The sequence below is a fragment of the Microbispora sp. NBC_01389 genome (genome assembly GCF_045040095.1).
Taxonomy (GTDB): Bacteria; Actinomycetota; Actinomycetes; order Streptosporangiales; family Streptosporangiaceae; genus Microbispora.
Genome location: NZ_CP109552.1, coordinates 70,622 through 86,813, shown reverse-complemented (window position 1 = coordinate 86,813; position 16,192 = coordinate 70,622). Strand labels below are relative to the sequence as shown.

Genomic DNA, 16,192 nt, shown 5'->3' with positions numbered 1-16,192 from the left:
GCGGCGGTGCCGCGACGAAGCGAGGAGAGAGAGCATGACGTCCCTCGGCGAGACGCTCGGCGCCGTCCGGCCGGTGGAGCCCGGCCCGATGGCGGAGGCCCGGGCGCACCAGGACCGGCTCACCAAGCCGAGCGGCTCTCTGGGCGTCCTGGAGGACGTCGCGGTCCGGCTGGCCGGCATCGCGGGCGCCTGCCCGCCGCCGCTCCCCGCCCCGGCCGCCCTGGCGATCTTCGCGGCGGACCACGGCGTGCACGCGCAGGGGGTGACCCCCTGGCCGCAGGAGGTCACCGCGCAGATGGTGGCCAACTTCGCCGCCGGGGGAGCGGTCGCCAACGCCTTCGCCGCGCAGGTGGGCGCGTCGGTGACCGTGGTGGACGTGGGCGTCGCGGCCGACCTGACTCCCGCCGACGGACTGCTCGTCCGCAAGGTCGCGTACGGCACGGCCGACCTGTCCCAGGGCCCGGCGATGACGCGGGAACAGGCGACCGCGGCCCTGACAGCCGGCGCCGAGGTCGCCCGCGATCTCGTCGCCGCGGGTGCGCGGTGCCTGGTGACCGGCGACATGGGCATCGCGAACACCACCGCCTCGGCCGCCCTGATCTGCGCCTTCACGGGCAGGGAGGCCGCCGGGGTCACCGGGCGGGGCACCGGCGTGGACGACGCCACCTACCAGCACAAGATCGAGATCGTCCGGCGTGGCCTGCGGGTCAACGGGATCGCCGAGGCGGAGGCCGTACCCGGCGGCCCGGACGCCGCGCTGCGCGTGCTCGCGGCGGTCGGCGGGCTGGAGCACGCGGCGATCGCGGGTTTCGTGATCGGCGCCGCCGCGGCCCGGGTGCCGGTGATCCTCGACGGGGTGATCGCCGGAGCCGCGGCCCTGGCCGCGAGCGCGCTCGCCCCGGACACCGTCGGATACTGCCTGGCCGGGCACCGGTCGGCGGAGCCGGGGCACGCGGTGGCGCTGACGCACCTGGGCCTGGAGCCGCTGGTCGATCTGCGGCTCCGCCTCGGGGAGGGCACCGGCGGCCTGCTCGCCCACCCTCTTGTCAGCGCGGCGGCGCGGGTGATGCACGAGGTCGCGACCTTCGACTCCGCCGGCGTGGCGGACAAGGGCGATTGAGGGCGATTGAGGGGTGGACGGCCCGCCCGCGGCCCCGCCGGTCTCGTCCGGTGAATGCGGCCGGAGCCCAGCGGGTAGGTTTGCCTCCTAACCATGCACCCTTGACGCAACAGGGAGACTGAGGTCATGGCGCCCTACCTGCTCGGCCTCCGCCTCGACGGGCGGCGTGTGCTCGTGGTCGGCGGCGGACGCGTCGCCCAGAGGCGGATCCCCGCGCTGCTCGACGCGGGAGCCTCCGTCACCCTGATCTCGCCCGGTGTGACCCCCGCGCTGGACGATCTCATCGCCGCCGGGCGGGTGACCTGGGAACGGCGTCCGTACCAGGTCGGCGACTGCGACGGCGCGTGGCTCGTGCACGTCTGCACCGACCACCGCGAGGTCAACACCGCGGTCGCCGCCGAGGCCGAGGCCAAGCGCATCTGGTGCGTCCGGGCGGACGACAAGGACGCCTCCGCCGCCTGGACCCCCGCGCACGGCCGGGTGGACGAGATCGGCGTGGCGGTCACCGCGGGCGGCGACCCCCGGCGTGCGGCGGGAATCCGCGACGCCATCGTCGGCGCGCTCAGGGACGGCACCGTCGACGCCCGGCGGCACCGCACCAGGCCGGTCGGGGTGGCCCTGGTCGGCGGCGGCCCCGGCGACCCCGGCCTGATCACGGTGCGCGGCCGCCAGCTTCTGGCCCAGGCCGACGTTGTGGTGGCCGACCGCCTGGCGCCGCGGGCCCTCCTGGACGAGCTTTCCCCCGACGTCGAGCTGATCGACGCCGCCAAGGTCCCGTACGGCCGGTCGCTGTCCCAGGAGAAGATCAACGAACTGCTCGTCGAGCACGCCCGGATGGGCAGGTTCGTCGTACGGCTCAAGGGCGGCGATCCGTTCGTCTTCGGCCGGGGCGGCGAGGAGATGATCGCCTGCGCCCGTGCGGGGATTCCGGTGACCGTGGTGCCCGGGATCACCAGCGCGGTCGCGGTCCCCGGCGCGGCGGGGGTGCCGGTCACCCATCGCGGTGTGAGCCAGGAGTTCCGCGTCGTCTCGGTGCACGTCGCGCCCGGTGACCCGAGGTCCACCGTCGACTGGCCCGGCCTGGCGCGATCCGAGGGAACCCTGATACTTCTGATGGCGGTCGAAAGGATCAAGGAGATCGCCGAGGCGCTGCTTCGAGACGGACGTTCGCCGGAAACTCCCGTGATGGTGGTACAGGACGGTACTCTTCCGACCCAGCGAGCCGTTACCGCCACCTTGTCGACGGTGGCGGAACGGGTGACCGCGGCCGGAGTGCGGCCTCCGGCGATCGTGATCGTCGGTGAGGTCGTCAAGGTCGGCCAGGAGATCGAAATGGTGCGAGCGGAGCGGGTCCCGTGAGATCGGCAGCCAGGAAGACGCCCGACCACGGGACCGGTGCGGGTCCGGGCGAGACCGTGACCGACGAGCCGGGCGCCGGGGATCCGCCACCCGAGTCGCCCGGGGAGCGGACGGTCGCGTTTCCCCAGCTCCGCGATGACGGTCCCGTCCTGCGGCCCGGCGACCCGGAGCCCACGACCCACGACGCCCCGTCCGAGATCCCCGGCCCCGACGCCGAGGACGACACGGAGAACGGCGCCGCGGACGACACGGACCCGGCGGACGCGGTCGAAGAGACGGCAGCGACAGACGCCGCCGGCGCGGAGGAAGACGCCCGCGAGACCGGCGCGAAGGACCCGGCAGACGGCGAGAATCCGGAGGACGGGGAGGGCGCGCCGGGCGAGGACCGGGTCCGCGAGATCCCGATGCCGGAGCCGGTCTCCGCCGCGCTGACGGATGCGCTCAACCAGCTTCGCACGGCTGTCAAGGACCTGCACTTCGGCCTCGACGTGCCGGGGTCGGAGGACGCGCGCCAGGCGCAGGCGGCCGTGCTGGCCCAGCTCGACGACTATGTCATCCCGCGCGTCCACCTGAGCACCGCGCCCGCCCTGATCGTCGTGGCGGGGTCCACGGGGGCGGGCAAGTCCACCATCGTCAACTCGCTCGCGGGACGCCGGGTCACGGCCACGGGAGTGCGCCGCCCGACCACGGGCACGCCCGTGCTCGCCGCCCATCCCGGCGACCTCGAGTGGTACGCGCGGGGTGATCTCCTCGGCGGCCTGGAGAGGCTCGACGAGCCCCCGGCGGAGGCCGCGCCCGGCGGCGTCGTCCTGGTGCCGAGCCCGTCGATGCCCGCGGGGGTGGCCCTGCTCGACACGCCCGACATCGACTCGGTCGTGGAGGAGCACCACGAGATCGCGCACCGCATGCTGGACGCCGCCGACCTGTGGGTGTTCGTCACCACGGCGTCCCGCTACGCCGACGCGCCGTCGTGGGGCCTGCTGCGGCGGGCCAAGGAGCGCCGGGCGCGCCTGGTCATCGTGCTGTCCCGGGTGCCGGCCCGGTCCCGCGACGTCATCATGAAGCACTTCGGCCGGATGCTGAAGGAGTACGGCCTCGGCGACGTCGAGCGGTTCGTCATCAACGAGACGTCCGTCCAGGAAGGGCGGCTGCCCGAGATCGAGATCGCCGAGCTGCGGATGTGGCTGACCGGGCTGTCCGTCGACGACGACCGGCGGGAGGAGGCCGTACGGACGACGCTGAACGGCGTGCTCAACAGCTTCCGCACCCGCCTGCCCGCGCTCGCCCGGCACCTGGAGACCCAGGTCGCACTGCGCGCCGACCTGCGCTCCGACGTGGACGCGGCGTACATGGGGGCGCTCACGGAGATCGACGAGGCGACCCGGGACGGCTCGCTGCTGCGGGGGGAGGTGCTCGCGCGGTGGCAGGACTTCGCCGGTTCCGGCGACCTCATGCGCACGCTGCAGCTGCGCCGCGGCGCCAAGGGCCAGCAGCATCAGGGTCCCGAGCGGGTCCGCGGGCTGAAGGCCGCGATCCGCACCGGCCTCGAAGCCCTGGTCACCTCGGCCGTCGAGCGGGCCGCCGAGGAGGTCGTGACCCGGTGGCGGCAGCGCGCGGGCGCGGGCGACCGGCTCGCCGCCACTCCGGGGCTCGGCCGTCCGCCGGAGGACATCGCCCGCAGGACCGCGAGGACGGTCGCCGCCTGGCAGGAGCACGTCACCGAGCTGATCCGCACCGAGGGCGTGACCAAGCGCTCGGTGGCCAAGCTGGTCTCGTTCGACGTGGAGTCGCTCTCGCTGATCTTCATGATCAGCCTGCTCGGCTACGGCGCCACGGACCCGCAGGCCGCCACCGCCGCCGGGGCGCTGCCCCAGCGGCTGCTGCGCGGCCTGCTCGGGGCCGAGTCGCTGCGCAGCATCAGCGCCAAGGCCCGCAGCGACCTGCGGGCCAGAATCGGCCTGCTCTTCGACGAGGAGACCCTCAGGTACGTCGACGCCCTCGACAGCGCGGGCATACCGGACGAGGCCGCGGCGACGCGGCTCTACCAGGCGACGTACACCCTTGAGGTCGCACGATGACGGAGCCCATCCGGCCCGGGACGCCCCAGGCACCGACGGTGAGGGATCGATGACGACTGTCAGCACCGCCGAAACGCAGCACGGGCTTGGGTCCAGGCTCGCCGCCCTGGCCAAGATCGTCGAGTTGGGTCAGGGGCGGGTCGACCCGGCGCTGATCACCGAGGTGGCCCAGCTCCTGCTGCGCGCGGGTGACCGGCTCAAGCTGTCGTCCGACCACACCGTCGTCGCGCTCGCGGGGGGTACCGGGAGCGGCAAGTCCTCCCTGTTCAACGCCATCTCCGGGCTGGAGCTCTCCCCCACCGGGGCGCGCCGGCCGACCACGGCCCGCACCCACGCCTGCGTGTGGGGCATCGACGGCGCGGGCCCGCTGCTCGACTGGCTGCAGATCCAGTGGCGGCACCGGTTCGCCCGCGCCAGCGCCCTCGACAGGGGCGAGAGCCAGCTGCACGGGCTGATCCTGCTGGACCTGCCCGACCACGACTCGATCCGCGCGCTCACCGATCCCGAGGCCCATCGGCTCATCCAGCTCGCCGATCTCGTCGTGTGGGTGCTCGACCCGCAGAAGTACGCCGACGCCTCCGTCCACCGGCGGTACGTCGCCGAGTTGGCCGGGCACGACGCGGTGACGGTCTTCGTGCTGAACCAGGCCGACCGGCTCACTTCCGAGGAGCGGGGCGAGTGCGCGGGCGATCTGGAGGACCTCCTCCGGCGCGAGGGCGTCGCCCGCCCCCGCGTGGTCACCACCTCCGCCACCACCGGCGAGGGCGTCGAGGGCCTGAAGGCCGTCCTGGCCGAGTCCGTCACCGCCCGGCGCGCGGCCTACCAGCGGCTCGAAGCCGACCTCGACCGGCTGGTGGCGCGGCTGGTGAAGGACCTCCCCGAGATGCTGCGGGTCGAGCCGGCGGTGGACGGCGCGCGCCGTGCCGCGCTCGTCGACGCCCTCTGCGACGCGATCGGCGTCTCCGCGCTCGGCGAGGCGATGGAGAACGTCTACAGCGTCCGCTCGGTCTCCTGGGTCGGGTGGCCGTACGCGCGGTGGGCCTCCCGGGTGCGGCCCGATCCGCTCAAGAGCCTGCGCCTCGGGGCCGTGAAGGACGACATCCGCGGCCTGGTCGGCAGCTCGGTCACGGCCCAGCCCGCCGAGGTGGACAACGCCGTGACGGCGCTCTCCGACGGGCTCACCGCCGGCATGCCGGAACAGTGGTGCGACGGTGTGCGCCAGGCCGCCCGGTCCCGGTCCGGCGAGCTGCCCGGGGCGTTGAGCGCCGAACTGTCGGAGTTGGCCCCGCCGCTCGACCGGGTGCCCGGCTGGTGGTGGCTGCTGAAGATCTGGCAGTACCTCCTGGTGGTCATGTTCGCCGCGGGACTGGCCTGGGCCGGCGCGATCCTGGCGTACGGCGTGTTCGAGGCGGGCCGGCCGCCGGCCGAGGTCCTCGGTGACGTGGCCCTGCTGCCCTGGGTGGGGCTGATGATGATCAGCGTCCTCGGGCTCGGGCTCTTCTCCGCCATGGCGGGCCGGAACTTCGTGGTCCTGGGCGCGGGCAGGGAACGCGACCGCCTGGAACGCGACATGAGACGCCGCGTGGACCACCTCGCGCAGGACATGGTCGTCCAGCCGGTCGAACGCGAACTGAACCGCTACAACGACTTCTTCGGCGCGATGGCGGCCACCCGCCGCTGACCCCGCCGGCTGACCCGCGGCCGGTCGTCCACAGGCGCCCGCCCGTCCACAGAACGCGTTTCCGGCCCGTACGGGAACGGCCGTCCCGGCGAGGGTGTGATCCGAGCCCGGCGGGTGTCCGGGCCGGAGAGGCACTTCCATGAGCGACATCTACGTCACGCTGAGCGGGAACGTCACCGACGACCCTCGGCAGTACCGGTTCCGTGACGGCTCGCGCGTCACGTCGATGCGGATGGCCGTCAACCGGCGCGTGCTCGACCAGCAGACGAACACCTGGCAGACCAGGGACACCACCTACTACGTGGTCCGCTGCTACCGGGGCCTGGCCGACAACGTCCAGCAGTCGATCCGCAAGGGCCATCCGGTCGTGGTGTACGGCAAGCTGCGCATCAAGCAGTTCGAGCGGGAGGGCGAGCAGCGGTTCTGGGCCGAGATCGAGGCGAGTTCCGTGGGCCACGACCTGAGGTGGGGCATCACCACCTACGAGAAGCCGGTCCGCGCCTACTCGGCCGGAGCGGTCAGCGACGACGACCGCCAGGCGATGGAGGACGGCACGAGGGAGTGGGAGCTGACCGGCCGCACCGCCGACGGCGCCCGTTCCGCCGATGGCGGCGAGGCCGACGAGGCCTTCGACGCACTCGTCGGCGGCCGGAGCACGACCCCGGCGGCGCGGCGTGCCCTCGGCGCCGCCGATGGGGAGCACGCCGACGACACGGACGACACAGAAGACACGGACGACTCCCTGCTCCCACGCGTTCTGGCGGCCTGAACGCGCTGGTCACGGACGTTTCCGGCGGCGTGGGGCGAGGCGTCGGGCGCGGGAGGCCGCCGGCCTGGAGTCCCCGGGCAAACCGCCACAGACGCCCTCGCAGCCCATCGGATGCAGATGGCCCCGCGCCAAGGGAGCGGTTCCCGTCGCGCGTCGCACACTCCGCAACTATTGTGTTACACATCGTGAGATGCTGATTTGGCGTCGTTGGGGGGCGGGATGACGGCAACCGGTCAGACCTCGTCGAGGCCGCGCGGCGCGATCTGCTCCCGGAGCCGCTGGCCGTTGCTGACCCAGCCGCCCGCCCTCGTGTCCTATGTCTGCGCGATCCTGGCGTTCTACACCGTCCTGGTCGCGGTGCTGGCCAGGGCGACCGTCTTCCATGCCTGCGACCTCGCCATGTTCGGGGCGCTCACGCTGTGCGGCGCCGTCTGCATCGAGGCCACCCGCCGTCTCGGCATGCCCGCCGGCGTGTCCCGCGACCTGCTGTCGGCCTGGTGGCTCCCGGCGGCGTTCCTGCTTCCGCCGGTCTACGCCCTGCTGGCGCCCGTTCCGATGCAGATCCTGCTCCAGCTCAGGGTGCGGGCGACCGTGCTCTACCGGCGGGTGTTCAGCGCGGCGGCGATCGGGCTGGCGGCGGGCGCCGCGTCGACCGCCTTCCATCACTGGGTGGCCGTGCCGGCGCGGCTGTCCTCGGGGCAGGGCAGGCCGATCCTGGCCGCCGCGGCCTGCGCGGTGCTGTTCACCGTGCTCAACACGGCGCTGATCGCGGTCGCGGCGCACGCGTCCGATCCCGAGGGCCGCTGGGGCGAGGTCCTGTGGGACCGCGAGCGTGTCCTGCTCGACGCCGTCGAGCTGTGCCTCGGCGTGCTCGTCGCCGTCGTCTGCGGGATCAACCTCGCGCTGCTGCTGCTCGTGCTGCCGCCCGTCGTGCTGCTCCAGCGCAGCCTGTTGCACGCGCAGCTCCAGGCGGCGGCCCGGACGGACGCGAAGACCGGCCTGCTGAACGCGGCCGCCTGGCAGCGGGAGGCGGACACCGAGATCGTCAGGGCGCAGCGGACCGGGAACCCGCTCGCGCTGGTGCTGGTCGACATCGACCATTTCAAGAAGGTCAACGACACGTACGGCCACCTGGTCGGAGACCAGGTGCTCGCCGAGGTGGCCGCCACCCTCCGCACACAGCTGCGGGAGTACGACGTGGTGGGCCGGTTCGGCGGCGAGGAGTTCGTCGTGCTGCTCCCGGGCGCCGACGTGCACGAGGCGCGGCGGGTGGCCGAGCGTCTGCGCGTCCGGGTGAGCCGTATGGCGGTGCCCACCGAGCAGGCGGCGGTCACGGTCACGGTCTCCGCCGGGCTCGCCATCCTGAACATCCACGGCGAGGACCTGCTGGAGCTGCTCGCGGCGGCGGACCTCGCCCTCTACCGCGCCAAGGAGCTCGGCAGGGACAGGATCTGCCTCCCCGCCGCCCCACTCGCCCCTCCTTCCCGCAGCGCGGACGGCGCTGCCGGTGCGATCCCCTAGGCTTGAAGGCATGCCGGAGTACATCTATACGTTGCAGCGCGTGCGCAAGGCGCACGGCGACAAAGTGGTCCTCGACGACGTCACGCTGTCGTTCCTGCCAGGGGCCAAGATCGGCGTCCTGGGCCCGAACGGCACGGGCAAGTCCACGCTGCTCAAGATGATGGCGGGGCTGGAGCAGCCGTCCAACGGCGACGCCCGGCTGATGCCCGGCTTCACGGTCGGCATCCTCCAGCAGGAGCCGCCGCTCAACGACGCCAAGACGGTGCTCGGCAACGTCGAGGAGGGCGTGGCCGAGACCAAGGCGATGCTCGACCGGTTCAACGAGATCGCCGAGCAGATGGCCACCGACTACAGCGACGCGCTGCTGGAGGAGATGGGCCGCCTGCAGGACGCCCTCGACCACCGGAACGCATGGGACCTCGAAAGCCAGCTCGAACAGGCCATGGACGCGCTGCGCTGCCCGCCGCCCGACGCCGACGTCACCCAGCTCAGCGGTGGCGAGCGCCGCCGGGTCGCGCTGTGCAAGCTGCTGCTCGAACAGCCCGACCTGCTGCTGCTCGACGAGCCCACCAACCACCTCGACGCCGAGAGCGTGCAGTGGCTGGAGCAGCACCTGGAGAAGTACCCCGGCACCGTCCTGGCCGTCACCCACGACCGCTACTTCCTGGACAACGTCGCGAACTGGATCCTGGAGCTGGACCGCGGCCGCTGCTTCCCCTACGAGGGCAACTACTCCACCTACCTGGAGGCCAAGGCCGCGCGTCTGAAGGTCGAGGGGCAGAAGGACGTCAAGCGCAGGAGGCGCCTGGAGGAAGAACTGCAGTGGGTGCGGTCGAACGCCCGCGCCCGGCAGACCAAGAGCCGCGCCCGTCTCCAGCGCTACGAGGAGATGGCCGCCGAGGCCGACAAGTACCGCAAGCTCGACTTCGAGGAGATCCAGATCCCGCCGGGCCCGCGCCTCGGCACGACGGTCATCCGGTCCGAGAAGCTGAGCAAGGGCTTCGCCGACCGGCTGCTCATGGACGAGCTCTCCTTCGACCTGCCCCGCAACGGCATCGTCGGCATCATCGGCCCCAACGGCGTCGGCAAGACCACGCTGTTCCGGATGATCACCGGCGCCGAGACCCCCGACAGCGGGTCGATCACCATCGGCGACACCGTCAAGATCTCGTACGTGGACCAGAGCAGGGGCGGCATCGACCCCGCGAAGAACGTCTGGCAGGTCGTCTCCGACGGGCTCGACCACATCAAGGTCGGCAACGTCGAGATGCCCTCCCGGGCGTATGTCGCGGCGTTCGGGTTCAAGGGCCCCGACCAGCAGAAGCTCGCCGGCATCCTGTCCGGCGGCGAGCGCAACCGGCTCAACCTCGCGCTCACGCTCAAGCAGGGCGGCAACGTGCTGCTGCTGGACGAGCCCACCAACGACCTCGACACCGAGACCCTCTCCAGCCTGGAGAACGCGCTGCTCGACTTCCCCGGCTGCGCCGTGATCACCTCGCACGACCGGTGGTTCCTCGACCGGATCGCGACCCACATCCTCGCGTGGGAGGAGGGCTCGAACTGGTTCTGGTTCGAGGGCAACTACGCCGACTACGAGAAGAACAAGATCGAGCGCCTGGGCGCGGAGGCGGCCCGTCCGCACGCTGTCACCTACCGCAAGCTCACCCGCGACTGAGCGGTGACCGAGCCGATCCCTGCCGAGCATGCCCACCGTTACGTCTTCGAGCGCAAGGTGCGCTTCGCCGACATCGACAGCTACGGCCACGTCAACAACGTCCGGTTCTTCGACTACCTCGAAGACGCGCGGGTGTCCATGCTGTGGGAGCGCCCGCGTGACGGCGAGGGCAACCGGCTCGACCTGGTGGTCGCCCGTCAGGAGATCGACTACCGGCGGCCGCTGAACTTCCGTCCCGACCCGGTGCACGTCGAGGTGTGGGTGACCGAGATCTCCAGGTCGCGGTTCACCCTGGCGTACGAGATCCGCGACGACGCGACCCTCTACGCCGAGGCCCGCACGATCCTGGTCGCCTACGACTCCGCCGCGGCGTGGCCGCGCAGGCTGGGCGAGGACGAGGTCGCCTTCCTCCGCCGGTTCTCCGTCCCCGCCTGAGCTGTTTCCAAGCCCCCGCCCGGGACCGGCCGCGGCGGGAAACCGTCGGCCGGTCGCGACAGGCGGGGTAGCGGGGAATCGGAGAGCGGGGAGCGCTCAGGTCAGGTGGTGAGCAGCCAGGCCGCGGTGTCGGGCGGAAGGTCGGTGCCGGCGAGCGGGCTGCTGGTGATCAGCACCTGGTCGTGCCGCGGCAGCGGGACCGCGCCCTCGCCGCAGTTGACCACGCAGAGCAGCCGTCCCCGCTGGAAGAACAGCGTCTCCTCGGGCGAGTCCAGCCACGTGATCGGGTCCGGCAGCGTGCCGCGCAGTTCACGCCGCGTCCGCAGCGCCTGCCGGTAGAACCACAGCGTCGACGCCGGGTCGGCGGCCTGCCGTTCGGCCGTGAGGCCGGCCCAGTCCGCGGGCTGCGGCAGCCACGACCCGCCCGGCCCGAAGCCGTACGGCGGCTCGACACCCGACCACGGAATCGGCACCCGGCAGCCGTCCCGGCCCGGCACCTCGCCGTTCGAGCGCGCGAAGATCGGGTCCTGCCGCGACTCGGGCGGCAGGTCGGTCACCTCGGGAAGCCCGAGTTCCTCGCCCTGGTACAGGTATGCCGAGCCGGGAAGGGCGAGCATGGACAGCAGCGCCGCACGGCCCCGCGCGAGGCCGGCCCCGGGGTCGAGCGACCCCTGCCCATAGCGGGTGACGTGCCGTACGACGTCGTGGTTGGACAGCACCCAGGTCGGCGAGGCGACGGCGACGAGGGTGTCGTCGATGACCTTGCGGAACGCCGTGGCCGACCAGGGGGCCTCCAGCCAGGCGAAGTTGAAGCTCTGGTGCAGTTCGTCCGGCCGCACGTACAGCGCGAGGTCCTCGGCCGAGTCGGTCCAGACCTCGCCGACGGCGACGCGGGTGCCGGGGTAGGAGTCGAGCACCCGCCGCCAGTCGCGGTAGACGTCGTGCACCTCCGGCCGGCTCCAGATGGGCGACTTGGCGGTGAACCCCGGATCGGTGTCGGGCAGTCCCTCCGCCTTGATGAGCCCCATCGCCACGTCGATGCGGAAGCCGTCCACGCCGCGGTCCAGCCAGAACCGCAGGACGTCGAGGAACTCCTCGCGCACCTCGGGGTTGCGCCAGTTGAAGTCGGGCTGCTCCGGCGCGAAGAGGTGGAGGTACCACTGCCCGTCGGGCACCTGTGTCCAGGCCGGGCCGCCGAAGGTGGACATCCAGTTGTTGGGCTCGCCGTGGCCGCCGCCGGTGCCCTCGGGGCCGCCCTCCCGGAACATGTACCGCTCGCGCTCCTGCGAGCCTCTGGGGGCCGCCAGCGCCTTCTGGAACCACGGGTGGGCCGAGGAGCTGTGGTTGGGCACGATGTCCACCATCAGCCGCAGGCCGTGCGCGTGCGCGTCGGCGACCAGGTCGTCGAAGTCGGCCAGCGTCCCGAACAACGCGTCCACGTCGCGGTAGTCGGCCACGTCGTAGCCGCCGTCGGCCATGGGGGAGGGATAGAAGGGGGTCAGCCAGATCGCGTCGACGCCGAGTTCGGCGAGGTACGGCAGGCGGTCCCGGATTCCCGCCAGGTCGCCCGTACCGTCGCCGGAGGCGTCGGCGAAGCTGCGGACGTAGATCTCGTAGACGACGGCATCACGCCACCAGGGGGTTTTTTCCATGGAACATGGGCTGCCCGCTGCTCGCGTCACTTATGCGTTGACCAGGCTGTGGGCGGCGTAGACGAGGTAGTCCCACAGCTGCTTGTCCCGCTCCGGCGGCAGTTCGAGGGAGCGCACGGCGTCGCCCATGTGGCGCAGCCAGGCGTCCCGCTCGGCCTCGCCGATCACGAACGGCACGTGCCGCATCCGCAGCCGGGGATGGCCGCGCTGCTCGCTGTAGGTCTTCGGACCTCCCCAGTACTGGATGAGGAACAGGCGCAGCCGCTCCTCGGCCCCGGTGAGGTCCTCCTCGGGGTAGAGCGGACGCAGCAGGGGGTCCTCGGCCACGCCTTCGTAGAACCGGTGCACGAGCCGCCGGAAGGCGTCCTCGCCGCCGACCACCTCGTAGAAGGACAGGGTCTGCTCGCTGGTCACGGTTTCAGCCTAAGCCAGTTACCGATCGGTAGGTTCAGGCGGCGAAGGCGATGCCCTTCTCGTCGAAGGCCTTCTTCACCCGCAGCCGCAGCTCACGGGCGACCTCCAGGTGCCGGGCCGGCACGGTCTTCACGCTGACCCGGAAGATGACGGACGTGCCGGACACCGACTCCAGCCCGAAGACCTGCGGTTCCTCGACGATCACCAGGTCGCGGTACTCCGGGTCGTCCCACATGTCGTCGGCGAGGTTCTTGAGCAGGTCGCGCACCGTCGCGATGTCGGCCGCGTACGGAACGGGCACGTCCACCAGGGCTCTCGACCAGCCCTGCGACTCGTTGCCGATCCGGGTGATCGTGCCGTTGCGGACGTACCAGACCTTGCCGTCGGAGTCGCGCAGCCGGGTGATGCGGAGCGTGACGGCCTCCACGGTGCCGGTGGCCACTCCGGTGTCGATCACGTCGCCCACGCCGTACTGGTCCTCCAGGAGCATGAACATGCCGGCGATGAAGTCCTTGACCAGCTCCTGCGCGCCGAAGCCGAGCGCCACACCGATGATCCCGACGCTGGTGAGCAGTGGCGTGATCGGTATCCCGAGCTTCGAGAAGATCATCAGCGCCCCGGTGCCCAGGATCACGACGGACGCGAGGCTCCGCAGCACCGAGCCCATGGTCTCGGCGCGCGCCCTGCGACGCTCGGTCATGATCGCCGTCGCGGCGTCCACGCTCGTCAGCACCGCCTTGCCGCGCAGCCGCTCCGGCAGCACGCCGACGCTCGCCCGCACGGTGAGCCGGGTGATCAGCCGGAGCGCCACGTTCCGGACGATCAGCGTCCCGGCCAGGATCAGGACGATCATCAGGAGCACGTCCACGATGCCCGCCACGAGCTGCACCCAGGCGGGGAAGTCCCGGTCCGGGAAGACACTGTTGAGCACCGTGCAGAAGGCGCCCTCGCTCTTCTCGCACGCCGCCGACACGCTGGCCGCGATCGCGTCCGGGTCGGGCAGGCTCGGGCTCGGCTCTGGGCTGGGTGTCGCGGGCGACAACGGCAACACGAGGTGGATCCCCCACGGATCGGATCGACGGCAGCGGTTGAACGAAGTCAATACTGCCGACAGATCCGGCCTCCGTCACATCGCCGGGGGACGGGAACGCGTCCGGCGCCGCGCGGGGCGGGCCGGCACGCTCCGGTGACGGCATGGCAGGGCGCGGGCGCGCACCCGGCGCCGTTCTCCGGAGGGGATCCCCTCGATGACCGTGCGGGCCCGCCTGCGCGGCGGGACCGGACGGTGGTCGGTACGGCTACTCGCTCACAGCGGCGAGCACGCGGGCGACCTTCGACGCCGCTCCGGCGGGGTCGTCCGCGTGGTGCATCCGCTCGCCCCAGGACCACCAGTAGTCCGCCGCCCGGCAGACGACGTTCTCCGTGAGGCTCGTCGCGGCGGGGTTGATGACCCGCACGTAGGCGCGGCCCGAAGGGGTGTGCACGACTCGCGCGAGCAGGCCCCGCGCGTCGAGTTCGGCCACCAGACGCTCCAGGCGCCGGAAATCCTCGTTCCCCACCGCCAGTCCTCCTTCATTTCCGTTCCCGGCGGATTGTGTACTTTGCGTTTTCACTCGGTCACTCTGGTGCGCCCAACATGGCCCACTGACTCGCCCAGGTCAACGCCGGGTCAAGAAGAGCGGTGCAGGAAAACCCCAGTCGGGGGAAAGAAACCCCCCACCGGGAGGCGATCCTTAGGCAATCTGTTCAAGTTGGGGGCTTGGCCTCGCAAAGGGTGTTCCATCATTATGGTGTGGGCGGAGTGCGACGGCTGAGTCACCCTCCGTGACCGATTCGGGATCGGTCGAACAGGCGGCTGCGAGTGCGGCCGGGCCACGAGAGAGGGGCCGGGATGGCCGGCAGGCAGCACAGGGAGACGGAGATCGCGCGGAAGGTCCGGGCGCGAGGTCTGGCGTCCGGGTACACCCTGGCCCAGATCGCCGGGCAGGTCTACGACGCCTGCGGGCAGCGGTTCGGCACGACGCGGATCAAGGCCCACCGCCTGTCGCACGGCGTGGCGCTGGCCGACGTCATCGAGCAGGTGCGCGCACTCTTCGAGAAGGACGGCAAGTCGGTGCCCGGCATCGGCGAGACACTACTGTCCGCGTACGAGTCGGGCATGAAGCGGCCCGGCCCGGAATACCTCCACTACCTGTGCTCGGTCTACCGCGTCGAACCACTCGCTCTGGGCTACGACGGCCCGTGCATCTGCTGCCACGGACACGAGGTCATCGACGACGCCTGCGAAGACAACAGACCACGCATTTCACCCGCTCCGAGGACAGGGCCGGCGTCGCCGGCCTCGCCGGACAACTGCACCCCTTCGTTGGACGGGGGCGAGGAGGACGAGAACGTGCTGAGGAGGACGCTGTTGAGGCTCCTGGCCGGTGGCACCGTGAGCGCGGCCGGCCTGAACGAGCTCAACGATGAGGTGCTCGGCGCCGTGGAGAACCTCCGGCGCCGGATGGACGAGACGATGGTGGCGGCCACCGTCTCCCCGGCGATGCTCGACCAGTGGGAGCAGGCCACCTCGGGGTTCGGCCGGCAGTACATGAACACGCCGCCGGTACGGCTGCTCTGCGACGTGATGCTGGAGTTCGCCGCCGTGCGCAAGGCGCTGAACCACCGCCAGCCCGTCGAGATGCAGGAGCGGCTGTGCCGGATGTCCGCCCAGCTCGCCGGGCTGTCCGGAATGCTCATGATCGATCTCGGCGACCAGCGGCTGGCCCGCTCGTTCTTCCGTACCGGCCGGCTGGCGGCCGACGAGACCGGCGACCGCGCCCTGCGCGCCTGGGTGACCGCCCGGGAGTCACTGGTCCCGCTCTACTACGGCGACCCCCGTGAGGCGCTGACACTCGCCAAGAAGAGCCGGGACCTGGCCGGCACGACGCCGTGCGCGGCGCGGACCATGGCGCCGGTGGTCGAGGCGAGGGCGCTGGCGAAGATCGCCGGTCTCGGCGGGTCGCGGCACGACGTGGTGGAGGAGGCCAAGCGGGCACTGCACCGGGCCAGGACGGCCTTCTCGCAGATGAACGCCAGCGACCGGGAGGACCCGGCCTTCGGCTACACCGAGCGGCAGCTCTACTTCTACCAGGGTGACGTCCTGGTGAGGCTGGGGCAGACGGTGGAGGCCGACGTGATCCTGGAGAAGGCACTCTCGAAGTATTCGGACGAGGACCTGCTCGACCAGACCCTGATCCGGTTCGACCGGGCGCTGTGCCGGCTGATCGAAGGCGACGTCGCGGCCGCGCTCGATCTGGGCCGGGCCGCGATCGAGTTGGTCGACAAGGACCACCGGACCGACCTCCTGCTCAAGCCCGGATACGACCTGGAGAAGGCGGTGCGGGCCAAGCACGGCGACTCGCCCGAGCTCAAGCAGTTCCGGGAGATGCTCGCGGAGAGCCGGGTGGGGATCCCCAAGGACCTGATCAAGGACGTCGGGTGAGGAT

13 protein-coding genes are annotated in these 16,192 nt (G+C 71.8%); 9 read left to right on the top strand and 4 right to left on the bottom strand.

Features of this window, described 5'->3' with window-relative positions:
- Positions 1-34 precede the first annotated feature (34 nt).
- From cobT to OG344_RS00440, 8 genes are all read left to right on the top strand, one after another.
- Entirely contained in the window at positions 35-1,120 is a 1,086-nt protein-coding gene (cobT, locus tag OG344_RS00475) for a nicotinate-nucleotide--dimethylbenzimidazole phosphoribosyltransferase (RefSeq protein WP_405086465.1), read from the top strand.
- A gap of 126 nt (positions 1,121-1,246) precedes the next feature.
- Positions 1,247-2,479, top strand: coding sequence for a uroporphyrinogen-III C-methyltransferase (cobA, locus tag OG344_RS00470; RefSeq protein WP_327047173.1), 1,233 nt, complete (start codon positions 1,247-1,249; stop codon positions 2,477-2,479).
- A complete protein-coding gene (locus OG344_RS00465) occupies positions 2,476-4,557 on the top strand; it encodes an AAA family ATPase (protein WP_405086464.1) in 2,082 nt (693 codons plus the stop codon). The genes cobA and OG344_RS00465 overlap by 4 nt, the downstream gene beginning before the upstream one ends.
- Positions 4,558-4,606: 49 nt before the next feature.
- Complete coding sequence (locus OG344_RS00460) at positions 4,607-6,238, top strand: GTPase (RefSeq protein WP_405086463.1); 1,632 nt, start codon at positions 4,607-4,609, stop codon at positions 6,236-6,238.
- Between the two features lie 139 nt (positions 6,239-6,377).
- The gene (locus OG344_RS00455) at positions 6,378-7,007 is read left to right on the top strand and encodes a single-stranded DNA-binding protein (protein ID WP_405086462.1); all 630 of its coding nucleotides are present in this window, start codon (positions 6,378-6,380) and stop codon (positions 7,005-7,007) included.
- A gap of 219 nt (positions 7,008-7,226) precedes the next feature.
- On the top strand, positions 7,227-8,528 hold the full coding sequence (locus tag OG344_RS00450) for a GGDEF domain-containing protein (RefSeq protein WP_405086461.1): 1,302 nt from the start codon (positions 7,227-7,229) through the stop codon (positions 8,526-8,528).
- Between the two features lie 10 nt (positions 8,529-8,538).
- A complete protein-coding gene (gene ettA, locus OG344_RS00445; protein WP_327047168.1) occupies positions 8,539-10,203 on the top strand; it encodes an energy-dependent translational throttle protein EttA in 1,665 nt (554 codons plus the stop codon).
- Positions 10,204-10,206: 3 nt separating this feature from the next.
- Complete coding sequence (locus OG344_RS00440) at positions 10,207-10,638, top strand: acyl-CoA thioesterase (protein ID WP_405086460.1); 432 nt, start codon at positions 10,207-10,209, stop codon at positions 10,636-10,638.
- Positions 10,639-10,739: 101 nt separating this feature from the next.
- On the opposite strand, the gene OG344_RS00435 is transcribed toward OG344_RS00440, so the two are convergent.
- The 4 genes from OG344_RS00435 to OG344_RS00420 form a co-directional block, all read right to left on the bottom strand.
- Positions 10,740-12,290, bottom strand: coding sequence for a glycoside hydrolase family 13 protein (locus OG344_RS00435; protein WP_327047166.1), 1,551 nt, complete (start codon positions 12,288-12,290; stop codon positions 10,740-10,742).
- A 30-nt stretch (positions 12,291-12,320) separates the two neighbouring features.
- Positions 12,321-12,704, bottom strand: coding sequence for a globin (locus tag OG344_RS00430; protein ID WP_405086458.1), 384 nt, complete (start codon positions 12,702-12,704; stop codon positions 12,321-12,323).
- Positions 12,705-12,738: 34 nt separating this feature from the next.
- Positions 12,739-13,755, bottom strand: a complete 1,017-nt coding sequence (locus OG344_RS00425; RefSeq protein ID WP_405086457.1) for a mechanosensitive ion channel family protein — start codon at positions 13,753-13,755, stop codon at positions 12,739-12,741.
- 247 nt (positions 13,756-14,002) lie between these two features.
- Entirely contained in the window at positions 14,003-14,263 is a 261-nt protein-coding gene (locus OG344_RS00420) for a hypothetical protein (RefSeq protein ID WP_327047163.1), read from the bottom strand.
- 332 nt (positions 14,264-14,595) lie between these two features.
- Between OG344_RS00420 and OG344_RS00415 the strand changes: the two genes are divergently transcribed.
- On the top strand, positions 14,596-16,188 hold the full coding sequence (locus tag OG344_RS00415; RefSeq protein ID WP_405086456.1) for an XRE family transcriptional regulator: 1,593 nt from the start codon (positions 14,596-14,598) through the stop codon (positions 16,186-16,188).
- Positions 16,189-16,192: the final 4 nt, after the last annotated feature.

Bases quoted from the DNA above. Each gene is read 5' to 3' on its own strand.
- OG344_RS00455 (WP_405086462.1), top strand. From the start codon at position 6,378: ATGAGCGACATCTACGTCACGCTGAGCGGGAACGTCACCGACGACCCT.
- ettA (WP_327047168.1), top strand. From the start codon at position 8,539: ATGCCGGAGTACATCTATACGTTGCAGCGCGTGCGCAAGGCGCACGGC.
- OG344_RS00450 (WP_405086461.1), top strand. From the start codon at position 7,227: ATGACGGCAACCGGTCAGACCTCGTCGAGGCCGCGCGGCGCGATCTGC.
- cobT (WP_405086465.1), top strand. From the start codon at position 35: ATGACGTCCCTCGGCGAGACGCTCGGCGCCGTCCGGCCGGTGGAGCCC.
- cobA (WP_327047173.1), top strand. From the start codon at position 1,247: ATGGCGCCCTACCTGCTCGGCCTCCGCCTCGACGGGCGGCGTGTGCTC.
- OG344_RS00435 (WP_327047166.1), bottom strand. From the start codon at position 12,290: ATGGAAAAAACCCCCTGGTGGCGTGATGCCGTCGTCTACGAGATCTAC.
- OG344_RS00460 (WP_405086463.1), top strand. From the start codon at position 4,607: ATGACGACTGTCAGCACCGCCGAAACGCAGCACGGGCTTGGGTCCAGG.
- OG344_RS00415 (WP_405086456.1), top strand. From the start codon at position 14,596: ATGGCCGGCAGGCAGCACAGGGAGACGGAGATCGCGCGGAAGGTCCGG.